The following is a 15,858-nucleotide window of genomic DNA, read 5'->3' as shown; positions in this document are numbered from 1 at the left end:
GCACCACGTACCTGGAGGTGAACCTTGGCAAGCAAGAAAAAGCCCGTGGTCGAACGTATCGATCCAGCGCGGCTTTCTTCCAACCGCAAAGACCTGTTTTTCGCGGCTATGGAAACCAGTCAAAGCGCGATGATCGTTTGCGACCCCGCCCAGCCCGACAATCCGATCATCTTCGCCAATCAGGCGTTCCTGAGGCTGACGGGGTATGAACAGGATGAAGTGATCGGGCGCAATTGCAGGTTCCTGCAAGGACCGGAAACCGACCAGCGTGCGCTGCAGCAAGTGCAGCAGGCCATGACATGCCGCCATGAGGTGTGCGTGGAAGTACTCAACTACCGCAAGGATGGCTCGACCTTCTGGAACGAAGTGTTTATTTCGCCGCTGTTCAATGAGCAAGGGCAACTGGTGTACTTCTTCGCCTCCCAGTTGGACGTGAGCCGGCGTCACGACGCGGAGCTGCGCGTACGTCGCGCCCAGGACCTGGAGGCGCTTGGGCAATTGACCGGCGGCATCGCCCATGACTTCAATAACCTGCTGCAGGTGATGGTCGGTTATCTCGAACTGATCCAGCAGAGCGCCAAGCGCCCCGGCTTGGATCCGCAGCGCATCTTCAACAGCGCCAGCCGTGCCAGGGCCGCCGCCGATAAGGCCCAGTCGTTGACCCAGCAGTTGCTGGCGTTCTCACGCAAGCAACGCCTGGACAGCCGTGTGATCAATCTGAACACTTTGCTCGGCCGAACCGATTTCATGGCCCAGGCGCTGCATGATGTGCGGCTGCATGTGGATCTCGCCCAGGACCTGTGGAACTGCCGTCTCGATCCGGCGCAGGCGGAGCTGGCGGTGCGGCACCTGTTATCCAACGCCCAGGATGCGCTGCAAGGGCGTGCGGAGCCGACGGTGACCGTCAAGACCTGCAACGTCCAGGTTCCCGGCGATGCCGGTGCGCAACGCGATGGCCTGGCCGAGGGCCGCTACGTGGGCATCTCGATCAGCGATAACGGCAACGGCATCGCCGAGAGCGTCCAGGAAAAAGTCATTCAGCCGTTCTTCACTACCAAGGAGGAAGGCAAGGGCTCGGGGTTGGGGTTGTCGATGGTGTACGGCTTCGTCAAGCAATCGGGTGGCACTGCGCGCATCTATTCCTACCCAGGCGTGGGCACGACAGTTCGCCTGTATTTTCCGGCGGACGACAGCCAACTCTGGGTCGAGCAGACGCCCGCGGCCACGTCGCTGCAAGGCGATGAACGCATCCTGATCGTGGAAGATCGGCCGGAGGTGGCCGAGCTTGCCCAGGAGATTCTGGCCGACTACGGTTATCGCACCGACATTGCGCACACGGCCGCCGAGGCATTGGACCGGCTCGCCGGCGCGACCTACGACCTGGTGTTCAGTGACTTGATCATGCCCGGCGAGATGAATGGCGCGGTACTCGCGCGCGAGATAGCGCGCTTGTATCCGCACACCAAGGTGCTGCTTACGACGGGCTACGCGAAGGATTCGCTGGAACGTGCCGATATACAGGTGCATGAATTCGAGTTGATTGCCAAACCCTATCAGCCCGCTGAGCTGCCCAGGAAGATTCGCACGTTGCTCGACACAGCGTGGACAGCGCCAGCACCAGGTTAAGGGCCATCACCAACAGAATCGAGAACCCGAAGATCGAGCGCGCCCAGCGCGCTGGATCGACCCGGCGCACGCTGCTGTTGGCAAGCGCCAGCCAGTAGCCCCCCAGGGCGCTGACCACGGCGAAATACAGTAGATCCATCTGGGCCACCACGCCCAGCACCAACGTGCTGGCGCAGAAGGCCAGGGTGTACGCCTGTATTTGCCGGTGGGCCTGGGACAAGGTGAGCAGCGGCAGGCGCGCCGCGCGGAAATCCTCGCGGCGCATCACGGTGATGGCGTGTGAATGAGGCATCTGCCAAAAGCAGAACACCACGATCAGCATCATCGCCGTGGCGTCGAACCTTGCGGTGACCGCGCAATAGCCGATCACCGGCGGCATTGCCCCGGAGAGGCTGCCGACCAAGGTGCCCCAGTGGGAACGCCGCTTGAGCCAGAACGTGTAGACCCCCGCATAGATCACCAGCCCGACCAGCGCCAGCAAGCAGGCCAGCAGATTGCTGCCGGCCCAGAGCAGGCCGAAACCACTGACGCCGAGTGCGATGGCATAGCTGGCGGCGGTGGGTACCGCGATGGTCCGCAGCGCCAGCGCGCGATGGCAGGTTCGCACCATGCGCCGGTCGATGTCCCGATCGGCGCAGTTGTTGATGACACAGCCGCAACCGATCACCAGTGCGGTGCCGAGCAGGGTGGCCAACAGGTGCAGGGGTTCTGCCGGGCCCCCGCCGGCGGCGAGGAAGTAGCCCCCCAGCACCGACGCGAGATTACCGAAAATAATCCCCGGCTTGGTCAGTTGAATCCCGGCGTTGAGCAGCCCCAGCCAGTACCTCAGTGCGCCAGCATGTTGTGGTGAATACTGCCCATGATCCATAGCGAAAGTCCTACCAGCAAAAGAATGATGACCGCCGAGAAAATCAGCGCAACCAGGTTCCAGCGTTGTTCCTCGGCCGTATCCAGATGCAGGAAGAACTTGAGGTGGACCACGATCTGGATGACCCCCAGCGCCACCACCAGCCAGGCGGTGATGGTGCGTGGCAGCGAGGGGAAGATCACCAGGGCGAAAGGGATCAGGGTCAGCACAACCGAAACCAGGAATCCGACCCGGTAGGAGCGGCTGCTGCCATGGCTGGAACCGGCGCTGCTGTGAATCGAACTTTGCTTGTACATGTCACACCACCCCCAACAGATAGACCACGGTAAAGACGCAGATCCACACCACGTCCAGGAAGTGCCAGAACAGGCTCAGGCAACTGAGCCGGGTGGCGTTGGTGTTGGTCAGGCCTTTCTGGCGAATCTGCACCATCAGCACCGCCATCCAGATCAGTCCCGTGAGCACGTGCGCGCCGTGGGTGCCGACCAAGGTGAAGAACGCGGTGAGGAACGCACTGCGGTCCGGTCCGTAGCCTTCTGCGATCAGGTGATGGAATTCGTTGATTTCCATGGCGATGAAGCCAGCACCGAGCACGAACGTAAGCCCCAGCCAACGCAGCACCTGGCTTTGCTCGCCACGGTTCATCGCCAGCATCGCGTAGCCGTAGGTGATGCTGCTGAGCAACAGCAGCATGGTTTCGGCAAGCACATACGGCAGTTCGAAAATATCCACGGTCGACGGACCGCCCGCCACGCTGTCGCGCAGCACCGCATAGCCGGCGAACAAGGTCGCGAACAGAATGCAGTCGGTCATCAGGTAGATCCAGAACCCGAATACGCTCAGGGAACCCGCGTCCTCATGCCCGTGTTCCTGGGTATGAGCGACGTCTTTTTCAATCACGGTGTTGGACATGGATCAAGCCTCTGCCAGGTCTTTGAGACGTGCCGTTTCGATGCGCGCAACTTCTTCGGCGGGCACGAAGTAATCAGTGTCTTCGTCGTAGCTGCGCACCACGAACGCGACCACCGAAGCCACCAGCCCGAACGCCGCCAGCCACCAGATATGCCAGACCAGGGCGAAGCTGCAGATCAGCGCGAACAGGCTGATCACCAGGCCCGAGGCGGTGTTGCGCGGCATATGGATGGCGCGGTAGTCGGTGTGGCTGAGGGTGCTGACGCCACGCTCCTTCATGCCCCAATAGGCGTCCAGGTCGCTGACCTTGGGTTGCTCGGCGAAGTTGTACAGCGGCGGCGGGGAGGAGGTGGCCCACTCCAGGGTGCGGCCGTCCCACGGGTCGCCGGTGAGGTCGCGGTATTGGTGACGGTTGCGGATGCTGACGTACAGCTGCAGAGCCTGGGCGATTACGCCGCAGAGAATGATGACCACGCCCAGCACTTCCAGCAGCAGCCACGGCCGCCATTCCGGATTGTCGAAATGGTTGAGGCGCCGGGTCATGCCCATGAAGCCCAGCACGTACGACGGCATGAAGGCGAAATAGAAGCCGATCAGCCAGCACCAGAACGCGATGCGGCCCAGCTTGTCGTTCAAGCGGAAGCCAAAGGCCTTGGGGAACCAGTAGGTCAGGCCGGCCATGTAGCCAAACACGGCGCCGCCGATGATCACGTTGTGAAAGTGCGCGATCAGGAACAGGCTGTTGTGCAGCAAGAAATCGGCGCCGGGCACGGCCAGCAGTACCCCGGTCATCCCGCCGATGCTGAAGGTCACGATAAAACCCAGGGTCCACAGCATCGGGGTTTCAAAGCGCACCCGGCCACGGTACATGGTGAACAGCCAAGTGAAGATTTTCACCCCGGTCGGCACGGCGATGATCATGGTCATGATACCGAAGAACGCGTTGACGTTGGCCCCCGCGCCCATGGTGAAAAAGTGGTGCAGCCACACGATGAACGACAGCACGGTAATCGCGATCGTTGCCCACACCAGCGACACGTAGCCGAACAGCCGTTTACTGCTGAACGTCGCGGCAATCTCCGAAAATACCCCGAACGCCGGCAGGATGAGGATATACACCTCCGGATGCCCCCAGGCCCAGATGAGGTTGACGTACATCATCGGGTTGCCGCCGGCCTCGTTGGTGAAGAAGTGCATGCCCAGGTAACGGTCCAGGGTCAGCATCAGCAGGGTGGCGGTGAGAATCGGAAACGACGCCAGGATCAGCACCGAGGTGCACAGCGCATTCCAGGTGAACACCGGCATCTTGAACAAGGTCATGCCTTCGGTGCGCATCTTCAAGATCGTGACGAAGAAGTTCAGCCCCGTCAGTAGCGTGCCTATGCCGGATATCTGCAGTGACCAGATGTAGTAGTCCACCCCGACCCCGGGGCTGTACGCCAACCCGGATAACGGCGGGTAGGCGACCCAACCGGTGCGTGCGAACTCACCGATCCCCAGTGAGACGTTGACCAGCGCGGCACCGGCCACGAACAGCCAGAAGCTCAGCGCGTTGAGAAACGGATAAGCCACGTCGCGTGCGCCGATCTGCAACGGCACCACAACGTTCATCAAGCCGACCACGAAGGGCATGGCCACGAAAAAAATCATGATCACGCCGTGGGCGGTGAAGATCTGATCGTAGTGTTCCGGCGGCAGATACCCCGGCCCGCCACTGGCGGCCATGGCTTGCTGGGTGCGCATCATGATCGCGTCGGAGAAACCGCGCAGCAGCATCACCAGCGCGACGATGATGTACATGCAGCCGATCTTCTTGTGGTCCACCGAAGTGAACCACTCGCGCCACAGATAGCCCCATTTGCGTTTCCAGGTGATCGATCCCACCATCGCCACGCCAATCAGCCCGATGAAGGTCAGGGTGTACATCACAATGGGCTCAGTGGTTGGAATCGCGTCCCATGACAGTTTTCCGAACATTGTTATTGCTCCTCGGCCAGCAGACTGGGGTGTTGATCGGCGCGCGTGCCGGTGCCGTTCGATTCAGCACCGTTCGATTGGGTCTGGTTGCGCTCGGGTTTCCTTGCCTTGTTCATGCCTTCATATTTGTCGACGATGTCCAGGAACAGCCGCTCCTGGACCGTCGAGTAATAGGTCACCGGGTGTCGGGTGGTGGGCTTGGCCAATTGCGCGTAACGGGCCTGGTCGAGGGGCGTTGCGGCGCCCTTGACCTTGGCTACCCACGCCTGGAAGTCGGCGGGGCTCAGCGACAGCGTGGCAAAATGCATGTCGGAAAAACCCGGGCCGTTGTAGTTGGCGGCAATCCCCCTGAACTCGCCGGTCTCGTTGGCGATCAGGTGCAACTTGGTCTGCATGCCGGCCATGGCGTAGATCTGCCCGCCCAGGGCCGGGATGAAGAACGACGTCATGGCCGCGTCGGAGGTGACGGTGAAACTCACCGGCGTATGCACCGGCAGGGCCAGCTCATTGACGCTGGCGATGCCCAGGTCGGGGTAGATGAACAACCATTTCCAGTCGGTGGCCACCACTTGCACATTGATCGGTGGCGTCTCTGAGTCGAGCGGACGATAGGGGTCGAGTGCGTGGGTGGTTTTCCAGGTCACCCACCCCAGGGCGATGATGATGAGTAGCGGAACGCCCCATACCACCGCTTCGATTTTGTGCGAGCTGGCCCAGCGCGGTGAGTAGCGGGCCTTTTTATTGGTGGCGCGGTAGCGGTAGGCAAACACAAATGTCAGCACGATCACTGGAACGACCACCAGCAGCATCAAGCTGGTGGCGAGGATAATCAGGTCGCGTTCATCGGCTGCAACCTGCCCCTTGGGGTTAAACACAATCAGGTTGCAGCCGGTTAATAGGAAAATGCTGGCGATATATACCAGGCAATAACCAATCGCTCGTTTCATGCCTTGCTCCTGTATTGAAAACTTCCGTTGTTGCGGTGCCGAAACGGTAGCGCCCGCGTTCGCAAGTTAACTAAGCGAAACGCCGGCGCTGCGCTTGTTAATGCGTGGCGCAGTCAAGTGCATAACGCCAGGCGATACGGCGCCGCCAGTGGAAAAGCTGCATCCACTGCCCGGATCTGTTGGCTTTCGCGGCCGCTCTGCGGGGCGTGTTTCACCGCGCTCCCGAACATTTTGAATAGACGTCCCGGGGTTGGTTTAACAATTTGTAACTTCGCCTGACGAACGGTTTAACAAACGAAACGGCAACAGGTTTTTATAGGCGCATGATGCAATGGGTCTTGGAAAAAAGACGGAATCCCTGCTAAAGCATTCAGGTCTTACTTGAAGGCCAACCCACTAACGGTCTGGGAGAACAGTTATGTTTATTCGTGGTAATACCTATAAGGCTTGGGCCGAAAAGGCACTCGAGGAAGAGTGCTTTACCCAGGAAGTGGAAAACGGCTGCCATATCGAAGTCAGGGCCCGTGAGCGCGAAGACGCCGATATTGAAGTGCTGGTCAGCGTCTATACCGCCACGGGGCAATGTGTGGTCGAACGCACCCAGCAGTTGCCTGGTGCGCAATGGACCGTGCACGACGCGCTCAAACGCGGCATTGATCAGGCGGAACGGATTGCCGGCGGGGAATCGGGACGGCTGCCCTGCGCCGACGCGCACCTGCACGACGACGATTGACGGGGGCGCTTCGCTGGATTCCCAGCGGAAAACGGAACTTTGGTGGCGCGGGCATTTTCCATTGTAGATAGCCCCGCGTCAGCCGGCCCGTGCCGGATGATCGCTCTTTGCAACCCACGCCAGAGCCGCCCATGTCCGAATCCAGCTTGAGCCAAGCCGCACCCTCCAAACCGTCCTTGCGCCGCGCCGTGACGGGCCCGATGTTGTTTCTATTCATCCTCGGCGATGTGCTCGGCGCTGGCGTGTACGCGCTGGCCGGCACCATCGCCGGCGAGGTGGGCGGGGCGATCTGGGTGCCGCTGCTGGTGGCGTTGTTCTTCGCCATGCTCACGGCAGGCTCGTACGCGGAACTGGTCACCAAGTACCCCCATGCCGGCGCCGCTTCGGTGTTCGCCGAAAAGGCATTCAAGTCACCGCTGATTTCGTTCCTGGTCGGCTTCAGCATGCTCGCCGCCGCCGTCACCAGCGCGGCGGGGCTGTCCCTGGCGTTTGCCGGCGACTACCTGGCGGCGTTTGTCGAGGTGTCTCCCCATATTGCCGCGCTGATATTCCTGGTGGTGGTGGCGCTGCTCAATGCTCGCGGTATCAAGGAGTCGTTGGGGGCCAACATGGTCATGACCTGCGTCGAACTCTCCGGGTTGCTGTTGGTGGTGGTGGCCGCGGCCTGGTGCATACAGTCCGGCGAAGCCAACCTCGGCCGCGCGCTGGAGTTCAAGGCCGGCGTCAACCCGATGCTCGCCGTGCTGGGCGCCGCGTTGCTGGCGTTCTACTCGTTTGTGGGGTTTGAAACGTCGGCCAACCTGGCCGAAGAAATACGCGGCGTGCGCACGGTGTATCCACGCGCGCTGTTTGCCGCGTTGGTCACGGCGGGCATCGTGTATATGGCGGTCGGTGTCGCCGCGTCGGTGGTGCTGCCGATGGACAAGCTCACGGCCACCTCGGCGCCGTTGCTCGAAGTGGTGCGTGCCTCGGGCTTGAGCATCCCGCCCCAGCTCTTCGCCTTTATCGCACTGGTGGCGGTCGCCAACGGCGCGCTGCTGACCATGGTCATGGCCAGCCGCCTGGCCTACGGCATGGCGCGCATGGGCCTGTTGCCGGAGCCGCTTTCGCGCGTGCTGCCCAAGCGGCGTACGCCCTGGGTCGCGATCATCGCAAGCACCCTCGTGGCCATCGCCTTGACCTTGACCGGCACGCTCGCGGCGTTGGCCGAGACGGTCGTGCTGTTGCTGCTCTTCGTGTTCCTCAGCACCAACCTGGCGGTGCTGGTACTGCGCCGCGACACCATCGCCGAACAACATTTTCGTGTACCGACCTGGGTGCCGGTGCTGGCGATTGTTTCGTGCCTGATCCTGCTCAGCCAGCAAAGCCTGGACACCTGGTTGCGCGGTGGTGCGCTGATGCTGCTGGGCATTGCGCTGTACGCGTGCAACCGCTTGGCGACGCCGGTTGCGGAGCCTGGCTGAGGCAGCGCCTGGCTGACCGCTCATCGGAGGACAACCACAAAATTTCGATGTCTTCCCGCGATCTTCTTGTCATCAAAACAGGGCCGCAATTCCTGATGCCGGCTCTTTGAAAAAGTCACTCAGTGACGACTGATGAAGGAGATCGACCCATGTCCAAAATCGACAATCTGCTGGATAACAAGGGCACGCCCTTGGACAAGCAGAACTTTACCTGGCGTGACCTGGCCGGCAAGCCGATCAGCAAGCTGGACGATGATGCATTCACTCGAGTGCGGGTAATTTTGATGAACGGCGTTGAATCCGACGCCTTGCGGCTCAAGCACTTCGGCTCGCGGTTTCACAAGGCGTTGCAGCTGCCGCTGGCGCAGATCCGTCGTGTCGAGCAACACCAGATGACCGCGGTCAACTGGCTGTTGTCGGCCGACCATTCCCCCTTGGAAACCACGGTTGCCTACGAACAGGTCGCGATCGAAGTGACGGCCGCCGTCGCCCAGAATGAGCCCGACCCTTACCAGGCCCAGACCTATCGCTTCGGCCTGCTGGAAGACTTCGACCATCTCTACCGCTATGCCGCCATGCTCGACCGGCTGGAAGGCAAGGACGCCAACAACATCCTGCAGGGCTACACCGACCTGGTGCCCGGCAGGCCCACCAGCGAGCACCACCGCGCCCCCGGCGATGACCTGCGTGACAACTATCAGAAAGAAAACGCCGCGCTGATCACCAAGATCCACGCGGCGCTGATCACCGGAGCCGAATACCAGACTCACGATTACTACATGAACATCGGTCCGCTGTTCGCCGACCCCGTGGCGCGCGCGCTGTATGCCGAAATCGCCTCGGTCGAGGAGCAGCACGTGACCCAGTACGGCTCGTTGCAGGACCCCAGTGAAACCTTCATGGAGAAGTGGCTGGTGCATGAGGCGATGGAGGTCTACACCTACGCCAGTTGCGCCGAGCAGGAAGAAAACCCGCGCCTCAAGGCACTTTGGGAACGCTTCGTCGACTACGAACTGGGGCATCTCAACCTGGCCTGCGAGTTGTTCAAGCAATACGAACGTCGCGATCCCGCCGAGGTGTTGGCCGGCCCGCTGCCGCGCATGATCGAGTTCAAGAGCCAGCGCGATTTCGTGCGCGAGACCTTGTCCCGCGAGGTCGACCTGCGTGCCCATGGCATCGATTACGTGCCTAAGGAAAGGGAAGGGCAGGCCTCTCTGGATCAGCGTGCACGCCTTAACAGTGAGGGCGTTCCGGCCAACGTGGTGTCGGCTGGCTACACCTTCAAACCCGGTACCGAACTCAACCCTGCGGGAGAACAGCAATGAGCGAACGTCAAGTGATCATCGGCACCAACCGCACCGGCGCGCAAATGTCGCCAGAAGGCACCGCACGTCAATTGGAAGCCACGCGCATGTTTCCCGCCGACGTCCCCGGCGACATGAGCGCCTACACCGCCGAGCGCGAACGCGCTATTCGTGAAGCCGATCTGATCGGTTCGGTGCCTGCGCCAGGCAGCGCCAAAGGCGTGGTCAAGACCGCCCTGGACAAAACCATCGGCAAGGCGCCTGAAGTGCTGCTCGACAAGCTCGGCGAACGCCTGGCCTTTGAGCGTACCGGCGTGCGCTTGTATGAAGCGATGGTGGCCAAGGCCACGTCGGCACCGGGCGCCAACCCCGCATTGGTGGACACCTTGCGCCAGATCCAGGCCGAAGAACTCGAGCACATGAACCTGGTGCGCGAAGCCATCGAAACCCTGGGCGCCGACCCCACCGCCATGACGCCGTGTGCGGACATGGTCGGGGTCAAGGCCATGGGTGTGCTGCAGGTACTGACTGACCCGCGCACGACGGTCTCTCAGTCGATGAGTGCGATTCTGACCATCGAACTGGAAGACAACGCGGCGTGGGAACTGTTGATCGAACTCGCCCGCGCAGGGGGACACCCGCTGATTGCCAAGCGCTTCGAGCACGCGTTGCAGCAGGAAGAAACACACCTGGCGACGGTTCGCCAGTTCATCCGCGATGACCTGCTTGCACAAGTGAGCTGACGCTTTGCGCGCTGCGTGGTTTCACGCCGGGTATCGGTGTGAAACCACGCGTATTGGCCTTCAGGGCTTGAACACCGCCCGCAGGCAATTATCGGTTTTTTCCTTGAACAACTTGTAGCCTTGCGCCCCGTCTTCCAGGCTCATGGGATGGGTCAGCAAATAGGCGGGGTCGAGCTCGCCTTTCTGGATGTGCTCAAACAGTGTCGCTGCGTACCGCTGCCCCGGTTGCTGTCCGGCTTTCAAGGTCAATGCCTTGTTGACGATCGCGCCCATGGGGAACTTGTCGAGCAACCCGCCGTACACGCCGACCACCGACACCGTGCCGCCTTTACGGCAGGCGCGTATGGCCTGCCTGAGCACGCTGCCGCGCTCGGTGTGCAGCCTGAGCAGTTGCTTGGCCTTGTCATAGGCGTAGTCGATCTCGGTGCCATGCGCCTCCATGCCCACGCAGTCGATGCAGCGGTCCGGCCCACGCCCGCCTGTCAGCTCCAGCAAGGCGTCGTGCACATTGGTTTTCTCGTAGTTGATTGGGATCGCCTTGCCGCGCTCTTCGGCCAGGCGCAGCCGGTCGGGGTAGCGGTCAATCGCAATCACCCGCTCGGCGCCCAACAGGTAGGCGCTGCAGATCGCCATCTTGGCCAACGCCGCCGCAGCCCCACACCGCCACGGTGTCGCCGGGCTGGATATCGGCGTTGTCTGCCGCGAAGTAACCAGTGGGCGCCGCGTCCGAAACGAACAGCGCCTGCTCATCGGTCACGCCTTCGGGCACCTTGAACAGGTTGACGTCGGCAAACGGCACCCGCACATAGGTCGCGTGGCTGCCTGGGTAACCGCCAAAGGCGTGGCTGTAGCCGATGATGCCGCAGCACGGTTGGCCGTACACCAGGTCCGTCGCCGATGGGTTTGGGTTGGAGTTGTCGCAGCAGGAGAAATCACTGCGCTGGCACGGCTCGCAGTTGCCGCAGCCGATGATCGAGATGGTGACCACTTTGTCACCCTTGCGCAGGCCCGTGACGCCTTTGCCGACCTCGACCACTTCACCCATGAATTCGTGGCCGATGATATCGCCGGGCTTCATGGCCGGTACGTAGCCGCCGAGCAAGTGCAGGTCCGAACCGCAGACAGACGACAGCGTCACACGGATGATCGCGTCCCGGGGGTTGAGGATCGCAGGGTCGGCGACATTGTCGACTTGCAGTAGGTTGGGTGCTTGCCAAGTAAGTGCGCGCATCAGTGGGGTCCTCCTTCAATAACTACGCCGGTTTTGGCTGACGAGTGATCGGTTGCGACGTGGTCAGTGCCGGCGTGTACGTAAAAAAAGTCGTCATCCTGGTCCGGCCTGAGGCGGTTGTTGCTGACCTCACCGGTCTCCAGTTGCTGTTTCACCGCCTGCAAGGCGTTGAGCAAGGCCTTGTCGCTGAACACGCTGATCGCACGGGCCAGGCCATAGCCCAGTTTGCCCAGCGCCGGCTTGCACACCACCACGGCCTTGACCTGAGTGCCACGGCCGGCCGGGGCCGGGGTCAGAGACACGGTGATGTCGTGCGCCCAGCGCGCATCGCCCGGGGTTTTCCAGTGCAGCACATGGGGATCCTGTGTGTCGCTCTGCACCAGCGTGCATTGCAGGCGCCGCCCGGCCGGGGCGCGCAGGTTCCAGCGCGCGGTGTCGGGGGTCAGTTGTTCGACACTGTCGACCCAGCGCAGCAGCGGGCCGATGTTCTCGGGCCTGGCGATGAAGGCAGACACCTCCTCCAGCGGACGCAGGATCGTGATGCTGCGGGTAATTGCCTCGCTGAGCGGCCACTGGTGTTCGCTGCTGAATTGCGTTTCGTAGGGGGTTGGCGTCAACGCCTGCTTGAGTGCGCAGTGCCCGGTTGTACCGCGGAACACGCCGTAGGCGCCCGCCGCGATCTGCAGTGCGCCGCCCAACCCGCCCTTGCGCCAGCCATGCAGCAAAAGCGCAACGCCGGCCGTCAGCGAAAGCGTGCGCTCAGCCTTGGTCATCGTGCCGCTTCGGTGCGCGCCAGGCCGGGTGTGGGTCGATATCAGTGGCTGGTCAGTCATGGTTCGGTCCTCCGATGGATGTGTCTGCGATAGAAAAACCTGCGCCGTTTGAGGTTCCACCGCATTTCAAGATTGGGGATGAAAGGTTCCCCGTCTTGAAGTTCATGCTGTTCGTTGCAACACCTGCTTACAGTTTGAGAATAAACGGCCCTTTCGCTTATGGGGGTGTACGCACTTAGTCAGGGTCTCGCTTAAACGTGGCGGCCTTATGAGCCGCCAAAAAAAAGCCCGTACGGAGTACGGGCAAGACAGGAGTTTTTACCAGAGCCTGGAGTGAACAGACTCAGTATTGAGAAACAAGAAAAGCGAAAACGGTTGTGTTTTTTTTACCAACTGCCGACGAATGGTCATATTACAAGGGAGGCGCAATTCGGCGTTACGCAAAGTGCTGTTTTAGGAGAAAAATCTGAACCTTCGCGCTGCTCAAATAACAAAAAATCAGAAGGAGCGCATATGAAAAATTCTTTATACATTATCGAGTACGAATACCAGCATGAGCCAAAGTCTTTCATTATAAGGGCCGAGGTCATGAATAACGCAGAGGCGTGGCATTGGGCATCTTGTGATGCGGGAATCGGCATAATCCCACGCTCACGCCATGAAAAGATCAAGCGGGTCAGCAAACCTCTTGCAGAACGCTACGGCCTTGAGAACGTCAAGTGGCGGCCTTCCGGCAGTATTCCATTTATTGCGCAGCCCTATGTGCCCCCACCCCCCGACTGAGTGCGGGGTTAGTTAAGGACATGCATTTGAATACGACGTTAATTAAGTGTAAAGCTTACTGTTTTCTCCGTCGCTCCTGCAGCATGCATAACTTGAGGACGCTGCGTTGAAGTGCGTCCTTCATCAAGTCCGCCAGATACTGTTGCCTGCAGTGCGGGCAGAGCATTTCGGAGGCTGTGCACACCAGATAGGCGGGTTCGTCCGTAGTCGGTTCAAAGGGTTGTTTGCATTGAACGCAACGGCGGTTCGCTTGTAGATCAGACACATTGATTCCTCCCTGAATTGAAACGGTCACCCACCTTCAATTATGACGTGATTGTTTTCAACAAAAAAAGGGAAGATTTTCAAACGAGCGCTTAGTTGATATTCAAACGCCAGTATTGGAATTTCGAAGAGGGCGTTCGGGCGGCTGCCGGGCTTTTTATCGGCTCGCATCACGACAGACGCGTCCGAACGCCTGGTGCTGCCGTCTCAGGCCTTGAGCTTTTTGCTGCGGGGTTTTTGCGCGGTGGCCGAGCGCGTTGACGGGCGCTTTGACCGGTCGGGTATAGGGGGCATGACACTGCTTTCAATCGAGCCCGACAAACCATCAGTCTGGACGGGCCCGAGTTCGTCCCTGGCTTGCAACCAGTGCACAAAGTCCTGGCCGTCAGGCTTGCCTTGCTGTTCCCAAATGCGGTAAGCGGTGAGTCGAATTGTTTCTTCGTCCATTGGGGTTCTCCCGTTCTGGTTAACGCTAGGAGTGAATGAAGCTACTGACAAAATCGGCCTTGATGACCGGAAGTTCGATCGCGTGGATCAGGCCGGCGGTCATGGCTTGTTGCGGATCAAGAATGCGCGGCGCGGCGATCAGGTATTTTTCGGTTTCGAGTTTTTCACTGGCGTCTTGTGTGCGTTCGGCGACAATGCGCGCATAAAGCTGCAAATCGTAGTCGAGGCTCATGGCGTATTCGGACATGCGCGAATGGTCCACGGCACCCTGCACATGCCAATGAAATGGATGGAACAGGAATTTGCTGTGACTGCACGCCGTCCTGCGCTCACCGGCCAGGAAGATGATGTTGCCCATCGACTCCACGGTGCCCAGGTTGTGGGTATGGACCGGGATCGGCAGTGCCAGCAGAAAGTTGTACATGGTAAAGCCGTAGCTGCATTCACCGCCCATGGTGGCGATGTTCACTACCAGGCCCGAGGCATCTTGCTGGACGGCCAGGGAGGCTTTTTCGATGAGTTGGCTGCAGGTCGAGGCGGTGACCGGCGCGGTGAAGTTGATAATGTGTAAAGGCATGGTGTCCCTCATCAGTCAAGGCAGGGGAGCATGGCTCCCCTGCATCAAGCACATTAACTGTTGCGTCCGCCACCATGGCTGTTCTGGCCGCCTTTACGGCCAGCTTCCGAGGCTTTCTCACGGTCGTTGGCAAAGTTGCCGCCGCTGTTCTGGCCACCTTTGCTACCGGCTTCAGCGGCGCGCTCGGGATCGTTCTTGAAGTTGCCGCCGCTGTTCTGGCCGCCTTTGCTACCGGCCTCGGCGGCGCGCTCGGGGTCATTCTTGAAGTTGCCGCCGCTGTTTTGGCCACCTTTGCTGCCGATCTCCTGATAGAACTCTTTGTCATGGGAAGCTGAGGTGGCTTCGCCACCTTTCTTACCCGCTTCGCTGACGCTCATTTTGCCATCGTTGTCTTTAGTGCTCATGTTCAGTTACCTCGTCGTTATGTCGGTATACAAGTTTCGTTTCTATCTGTGGTGCACTTACCTGCGCGGTTCAAGGCGCAGTTTATAATTGCCTTTCGCACAGCGGGCGAGTTTGCGACGCATCGATAGTTGCTTCAGCCAGTTCAACGCCTCGCCGATGTTCATAACACGCAGACGCGTTCGAACGAACAAGGACCCTCGGGTCAACTCGCACTTGCATGCTAGGCCGATGATGTAACTCGCTTCGCTGATGTTCAACTGACGTACGCATGGTAAGTTCCCTTTTGATATCGTTACGACTTGCGGCCGCCGCCATGGCTGTTCTGGCCACCTTTACGGCCAGCTTCCGAGGCTTTCTCGCGGTCGTTGGCAAAGTTGCCGCCAGAAGCCTTGCCACCTTTCTTTCCTGCCTCTGATGCTTTCTGGGGATCGTTGGCGAAATTACCTGGGTTTTTATTACCGGTCGTCATAGGGATACTCCAACTGTAATTGAGGTTTCGCTTATGTCCGTTTACTGCAACGGACATAGATTCCGATAAGGCCAGCCTCCGAAATGTTTTGAGAATTTTTCAAAACGGCGATGAACGGTAGTTAGTCAATAAAAACTTATACAAGTAGAGGTTTTAGCCGCCGCTTCGTCTAAGTTTTGACGGGTATGAGGCTGGGTAAATGATATTAAGTTAATAGCATCTTGCGCCGCTTCGCTTATAAGGATGGACGGCGCCGTTAAATAAGGAACCTCTCGGGCGGGCTAACACCCTAACGTACGCCACAGACTTGGAGGTGCTGCATGCCAGGTCCCTGTT

15 protein-coding genes and 2 pseudogenes are annotated in these 15,858 nt (G+C 60.0%); 6 read left to right on the top strand and 11 right to left on the bottom strand.

From position 1 onward, the window contains the following. Positions 1-24: 24 nt before the first annotated feature. A complete protein-coding gene (locus tag KVG91_RS24345) occupies positions 25-1,626 on the top strand; it encodes a histidine kinase famiy protein (protein WP_178114965.1) in 1,602 nt (533 codons plus the stop codon). Here KVG91_RS24345 and cyoE read toward each other — a convergent pair. The 5 genes and pseudogenes from cyoE to cyoA all read right to left on the bottom strand — a co-directional run. Next, positions 1,607-2,494: pseudogene (cyoE, locus tag KVG91_RS24340) on the bottom strand (heme o synthase); the annotation flags it as partial. The gene KVG91_RS24345 and the pseudogene cyoE sit on opposite strands and share 20 nt — an antisense overlap. Beyond that, the gene (gene cyoD / locus KVG91_RS24335; RefSeq protein ID WP_169374477.1) at positions 2,452-2,790 is read right to left on the bottom strand and encodes a cytochrome o ubiquinol oxidase subunit IV; all 339 of its coding nucleotides are present in this window, start codon (positions 2,788-2,790) and stop codon (positions 2,452-2,454) included. The pseudogene cyoE and the gene cyoD, both read right to left, overlap by 43 nt. 1 nt (position 2,791) lies before the next feature. Continuing rightward, positions 2,792-3,406, bottom strand: coding sequence for a cytochrome o ubiquinol oxidase subunit III (locus KVG91_RS24330; protein WP_169374476.1), 615 nt, complete (start codon positions 3,404-3,406; stop codon positions 2,792-2,794). A gap of 3 nt (positions 3,407-3,409) precedes the next feature. Continuing rightward, entirely contained in the window at positions 3,410-5,383 is a 1,974-nt protein-coding gene (cyoB, locus tag KVG91_RS24325; protein WP_169374475.1) for a cytochrome o ubiquinol oxidase subunit I, read from the bottom strand. Positions 5,384-5,385: 2 nt separating this feature from the next. Continuing rightward, positions 5,386-6,330 (bottom strand): ubiquinol oxidase subunit II, encoded by a 945-nt coding sequence (cyoA, locus tag KVG91_RS24320; protein ID WP_169374474.1) that lies wholly within the window; start codon positions 6,328-6,330, stop codon positions 5,386-5,388. A 418-nt stretch (positions 6,331-6,748) separates the two neighbouring features. Here cyoA and KVG91_RS24315 point away from each other — a divergent pair, with 418 nt between their 5' ends. From KVG91_RS24315 to KVG91_RS24300, 4 genes are all read left to right on the top strand, one after another. Next, entirely contained in the window at positions 6,749-7,063 is a 315-nt protein-coding gene (locus KVG91_RS24315) for a hypothetical protein (RefSeq protein WP_169374473.1), read from the top strand. A gap of 131 nt (positions 7,064-7,194) precedes the next feature. After that, positions 7,195-8,526 (top strand): APC family permease, encoded by a 1,332-nt coding sequence (locus KVG91_RS24310; protein ID WP_225927051.1) that lies wholly within the window; start codon positions 7,195-7,197, stop codon positions 8,524-8,526. 149 nt (positions 8,527-8,675) lie between these two features. After that, positions 8,676-9,851 carry a hypothetical protein gene (locus tag KVG91_RS24305; RefSeq protein WP_169374472.1) on the top strand — a complete coding sequence of 392 codons (1,176 nt, stop codon included), beginning with the start codon at positions 8,676-8,678 and terminating at the stop codon, positions 9,849-9,851. Continuing rightward, complete coding sequence (locus KVG91_RS24300; protein ID WP_169374471.1) at positions 9,848-10,573, top strand: DUF892 family protein; 726 nt, start codon at positions 9,848-9,850, stop codon at positions 10,571-10,573. The genes KVG91_RS24305 and KVG91_RS24300 overlap by 4 nt, the downstream gene beginning before the upstream one ends. A 60-nt stretch (positions 10,574-10,633) precedes the next feature. Here the strand turns inward: KVG91_RS24300 and KVG91_RS24295 are convergent. Together KVG91_RS24295 and KVG91_RS24290 are read right to left on the bottom strand one after the other, a co-directional pair. Beyond that, positions 10,634-11,804: pseudogene (locus KVG91_RS24295) on the bottom strand (zinc-dependent alcohol dehydrogenase). Further along, positions 11,804-12,637 (bottom strand): SRPBCC family protein, encoded by an 834-nt coding sequence (locus KVG91_RS24290; RefSeq protein WP_217894945.1) that lies wholly within the window; start codon positions 12,635-12,637, stop codon positions 11,804-11,806. Before KVG91_RS24290 ends, KVG91_RS24295 begins: the two are co-directional and overlap by 1 nt. Before the next feature lie 453 nt (positions 12,638-13,090). On the opposite strand from KVG91_RS24290, the gene KVG91_RS24285 reads away from it, so the two are divergent. After that, on the top strand, positions 13,091-13,360 hold the full coding sequence (locus KVG91_RS24285; protein ID WP_169378772.1) for a DUF6555 family protein: 270 nt from the start codon (positions 13,091-13,093) through the stop codon (positions 13,358-13,360). A 471-nt stretch (positions 13,361-13,831) separates the two neighbouring features. Here KVG91_RS24285 and KVG91_RS24280 read toward each other — a convergent pair whose 3' ends face one another. The 4 genes from KVG91_RS24280 to KVG91_RS24265 all read right to left on the bottom strand — a co-directional run bounded on the left by KVG91_RS24280 (position 13,832) and on the right by KVG91_RS24265 (position 15,522). Continuing rightward, a complete protein-coding gene (locus KVG91_RS24280; protein ID WP_169378766.1) occupies positions 13,832-14,071 on the bottom strand; it encodes a DUF2934 domain-containing protein in 240 nt (79 codons plus the stop codon). 25 nt (positions 14,072-14,096) lie between these two features. Further along, positions 14,097-14,648, bottom strand: a complete 552-nt coding sequence (locus KVG91_RS24275; protein ID WP_169378765.1) for an ATP-dependent Clp protease proteolytic subunit — start codon at positions 14,646-14,648, stop codon at positions 14,097-14,099. A 53-nt stretch (positions 14,649-14,701) separates the two neighbouring features. Further along, positions 14,702-15,052 (bottom strand): con-10 family general stress protein, encoded by a 351-nt coding sequence (locus tag KVG91_RS24270; RefSeq protein WP_076954898.1) that lies wholly within the window; start codon positions 15,050-15,052, stop codon positions 14,702-14,704. A gap of 293 nt (positions 15,053-15,345) precedes the next feature. Continuing rightward, on the bottom strand, positions 15,346-15,522 hold the full coding sequence (locus tag KVG91_RS24265) for a con-10 family general stress protein (protein WP_169378764.1): 177 nt from the start codon (positions 15,520-15,522) through the stop codon (positions 15,346-15,348). Between the last annotated feature and the right edge of the window lie 336 nt (positions 15,523-15,858).

Source organism: Pseudomonas azadiae (assembly GCF_019145355.1).
Taxonomy (GTDB): domain Bacteria; phylum Pseudomonadota; class Gammaproteobacteria; order Pseudomonadales; family Pseudomonadaceae; genus Aquipseudomonas; species Aquipseudomonas azadiae.
The sequence above is the reverse complement of the archived record's forward strand: the minus strand, read 5'-3'. Positions and strand labels throughout refer to the sequence as shown.

Bases quoted from the DNA above. Each gene is read 5' to 3' on its own strand.
- cyoD (WP_169374477.1), bottom strand. From the start codon at position 2,790: ATGTACAAGCAAAGTTCGATTCACAGCAGCGCCGGTTCCAGCCATGGC.
- KVG91_RS24330 (WP_169374476.1), bottom strand. From the start codon at position 3,406: ATGTCCAACACCGTGATTGAAAAAGACGTCGCTCATACCCAGGAACAC.
- cyoB (WP_169374475.1), bottom strand. From the start codon at position 5,383: ATGTTCGGAAAACTGTCATGGGACGCGATTCCAACCACTGAGCCCATT.
- cyoA (WP_169374474.1), bottom strand. From the start codon at position 6,330: ATGAAACGAGCGATTGGTTATTGCCTGGTATATATCGCCAGCATTTTC.
- KVG91_RS24315 (WP_169374473.1), top strand. From the start codon at position 6,749: ATGTTTATTCGTGGTAATACCTATAAGGCTTGGGCCGAAAAGGCACTC.
- KVG91_RS24310 (WP_225927051.1), top strand. From the start codon at position 7,195: ATGTCCGAATCCAGCTTGAGCCAAGCCGCACCCTCCAAACCGTCCTTG.
- KVG91_RS24305 (WP_169374472.1), top strand. From the start codon at position 8,676: ATGTCCAAAATCGACAATCTGCTGGATAACAAGGGCACGCCCTTGGAC.
- KVG91_RS24300 (WP_169374471.1), top strand. From the start codon at position 9,848: ATGAGCGAACGTCAAGTGATCATCGGCACCAACCGCACCGGCGCGCAA.
- KVG91_RS24290 (WP_217894945.1), bottom strand. From the start codon at position 12,637: ATGACTGACCAGCCACTGATATCGACCCACACCCGGCCTGGCGCGCAC.
- KVG91_RS24285 (WP_169378772.1), top strand. From the start codon at position 13,091: ATGAAAAATTCTTTATACATTATCGAGTACGAATACCAGCATGAGCCA.
- KVG91_RS24280 (WP_169378766.1), bottom strand. From the start codon at position 14,071: ATGGACGAAGAAACAATTCGACTCACCGCTTACCGCATTTGGGAACAG.
- KVG91_RS24275 (WP_169378765.1), bottom strand. From the start codon at position 14,648: ATGCCTTTACACATTATCAACTTCACCGCGCCGGTCACCGCCTCGACC.
- KVG91_RS24270 (WP_076954898.1), bottom strand. From the start codon at position 15,052: ATGAGCACTAAAGACAACGATGGCAAAATGAGCGTCAGCGAAGCGGGT.
- KVG91_RS24265 (WP_169378764.1), bottom strand. From the start codon at position 15,522: ATGACGACCGGTAATAAAAACCCAGGTAATTTCGCCAACGATCCCCAG.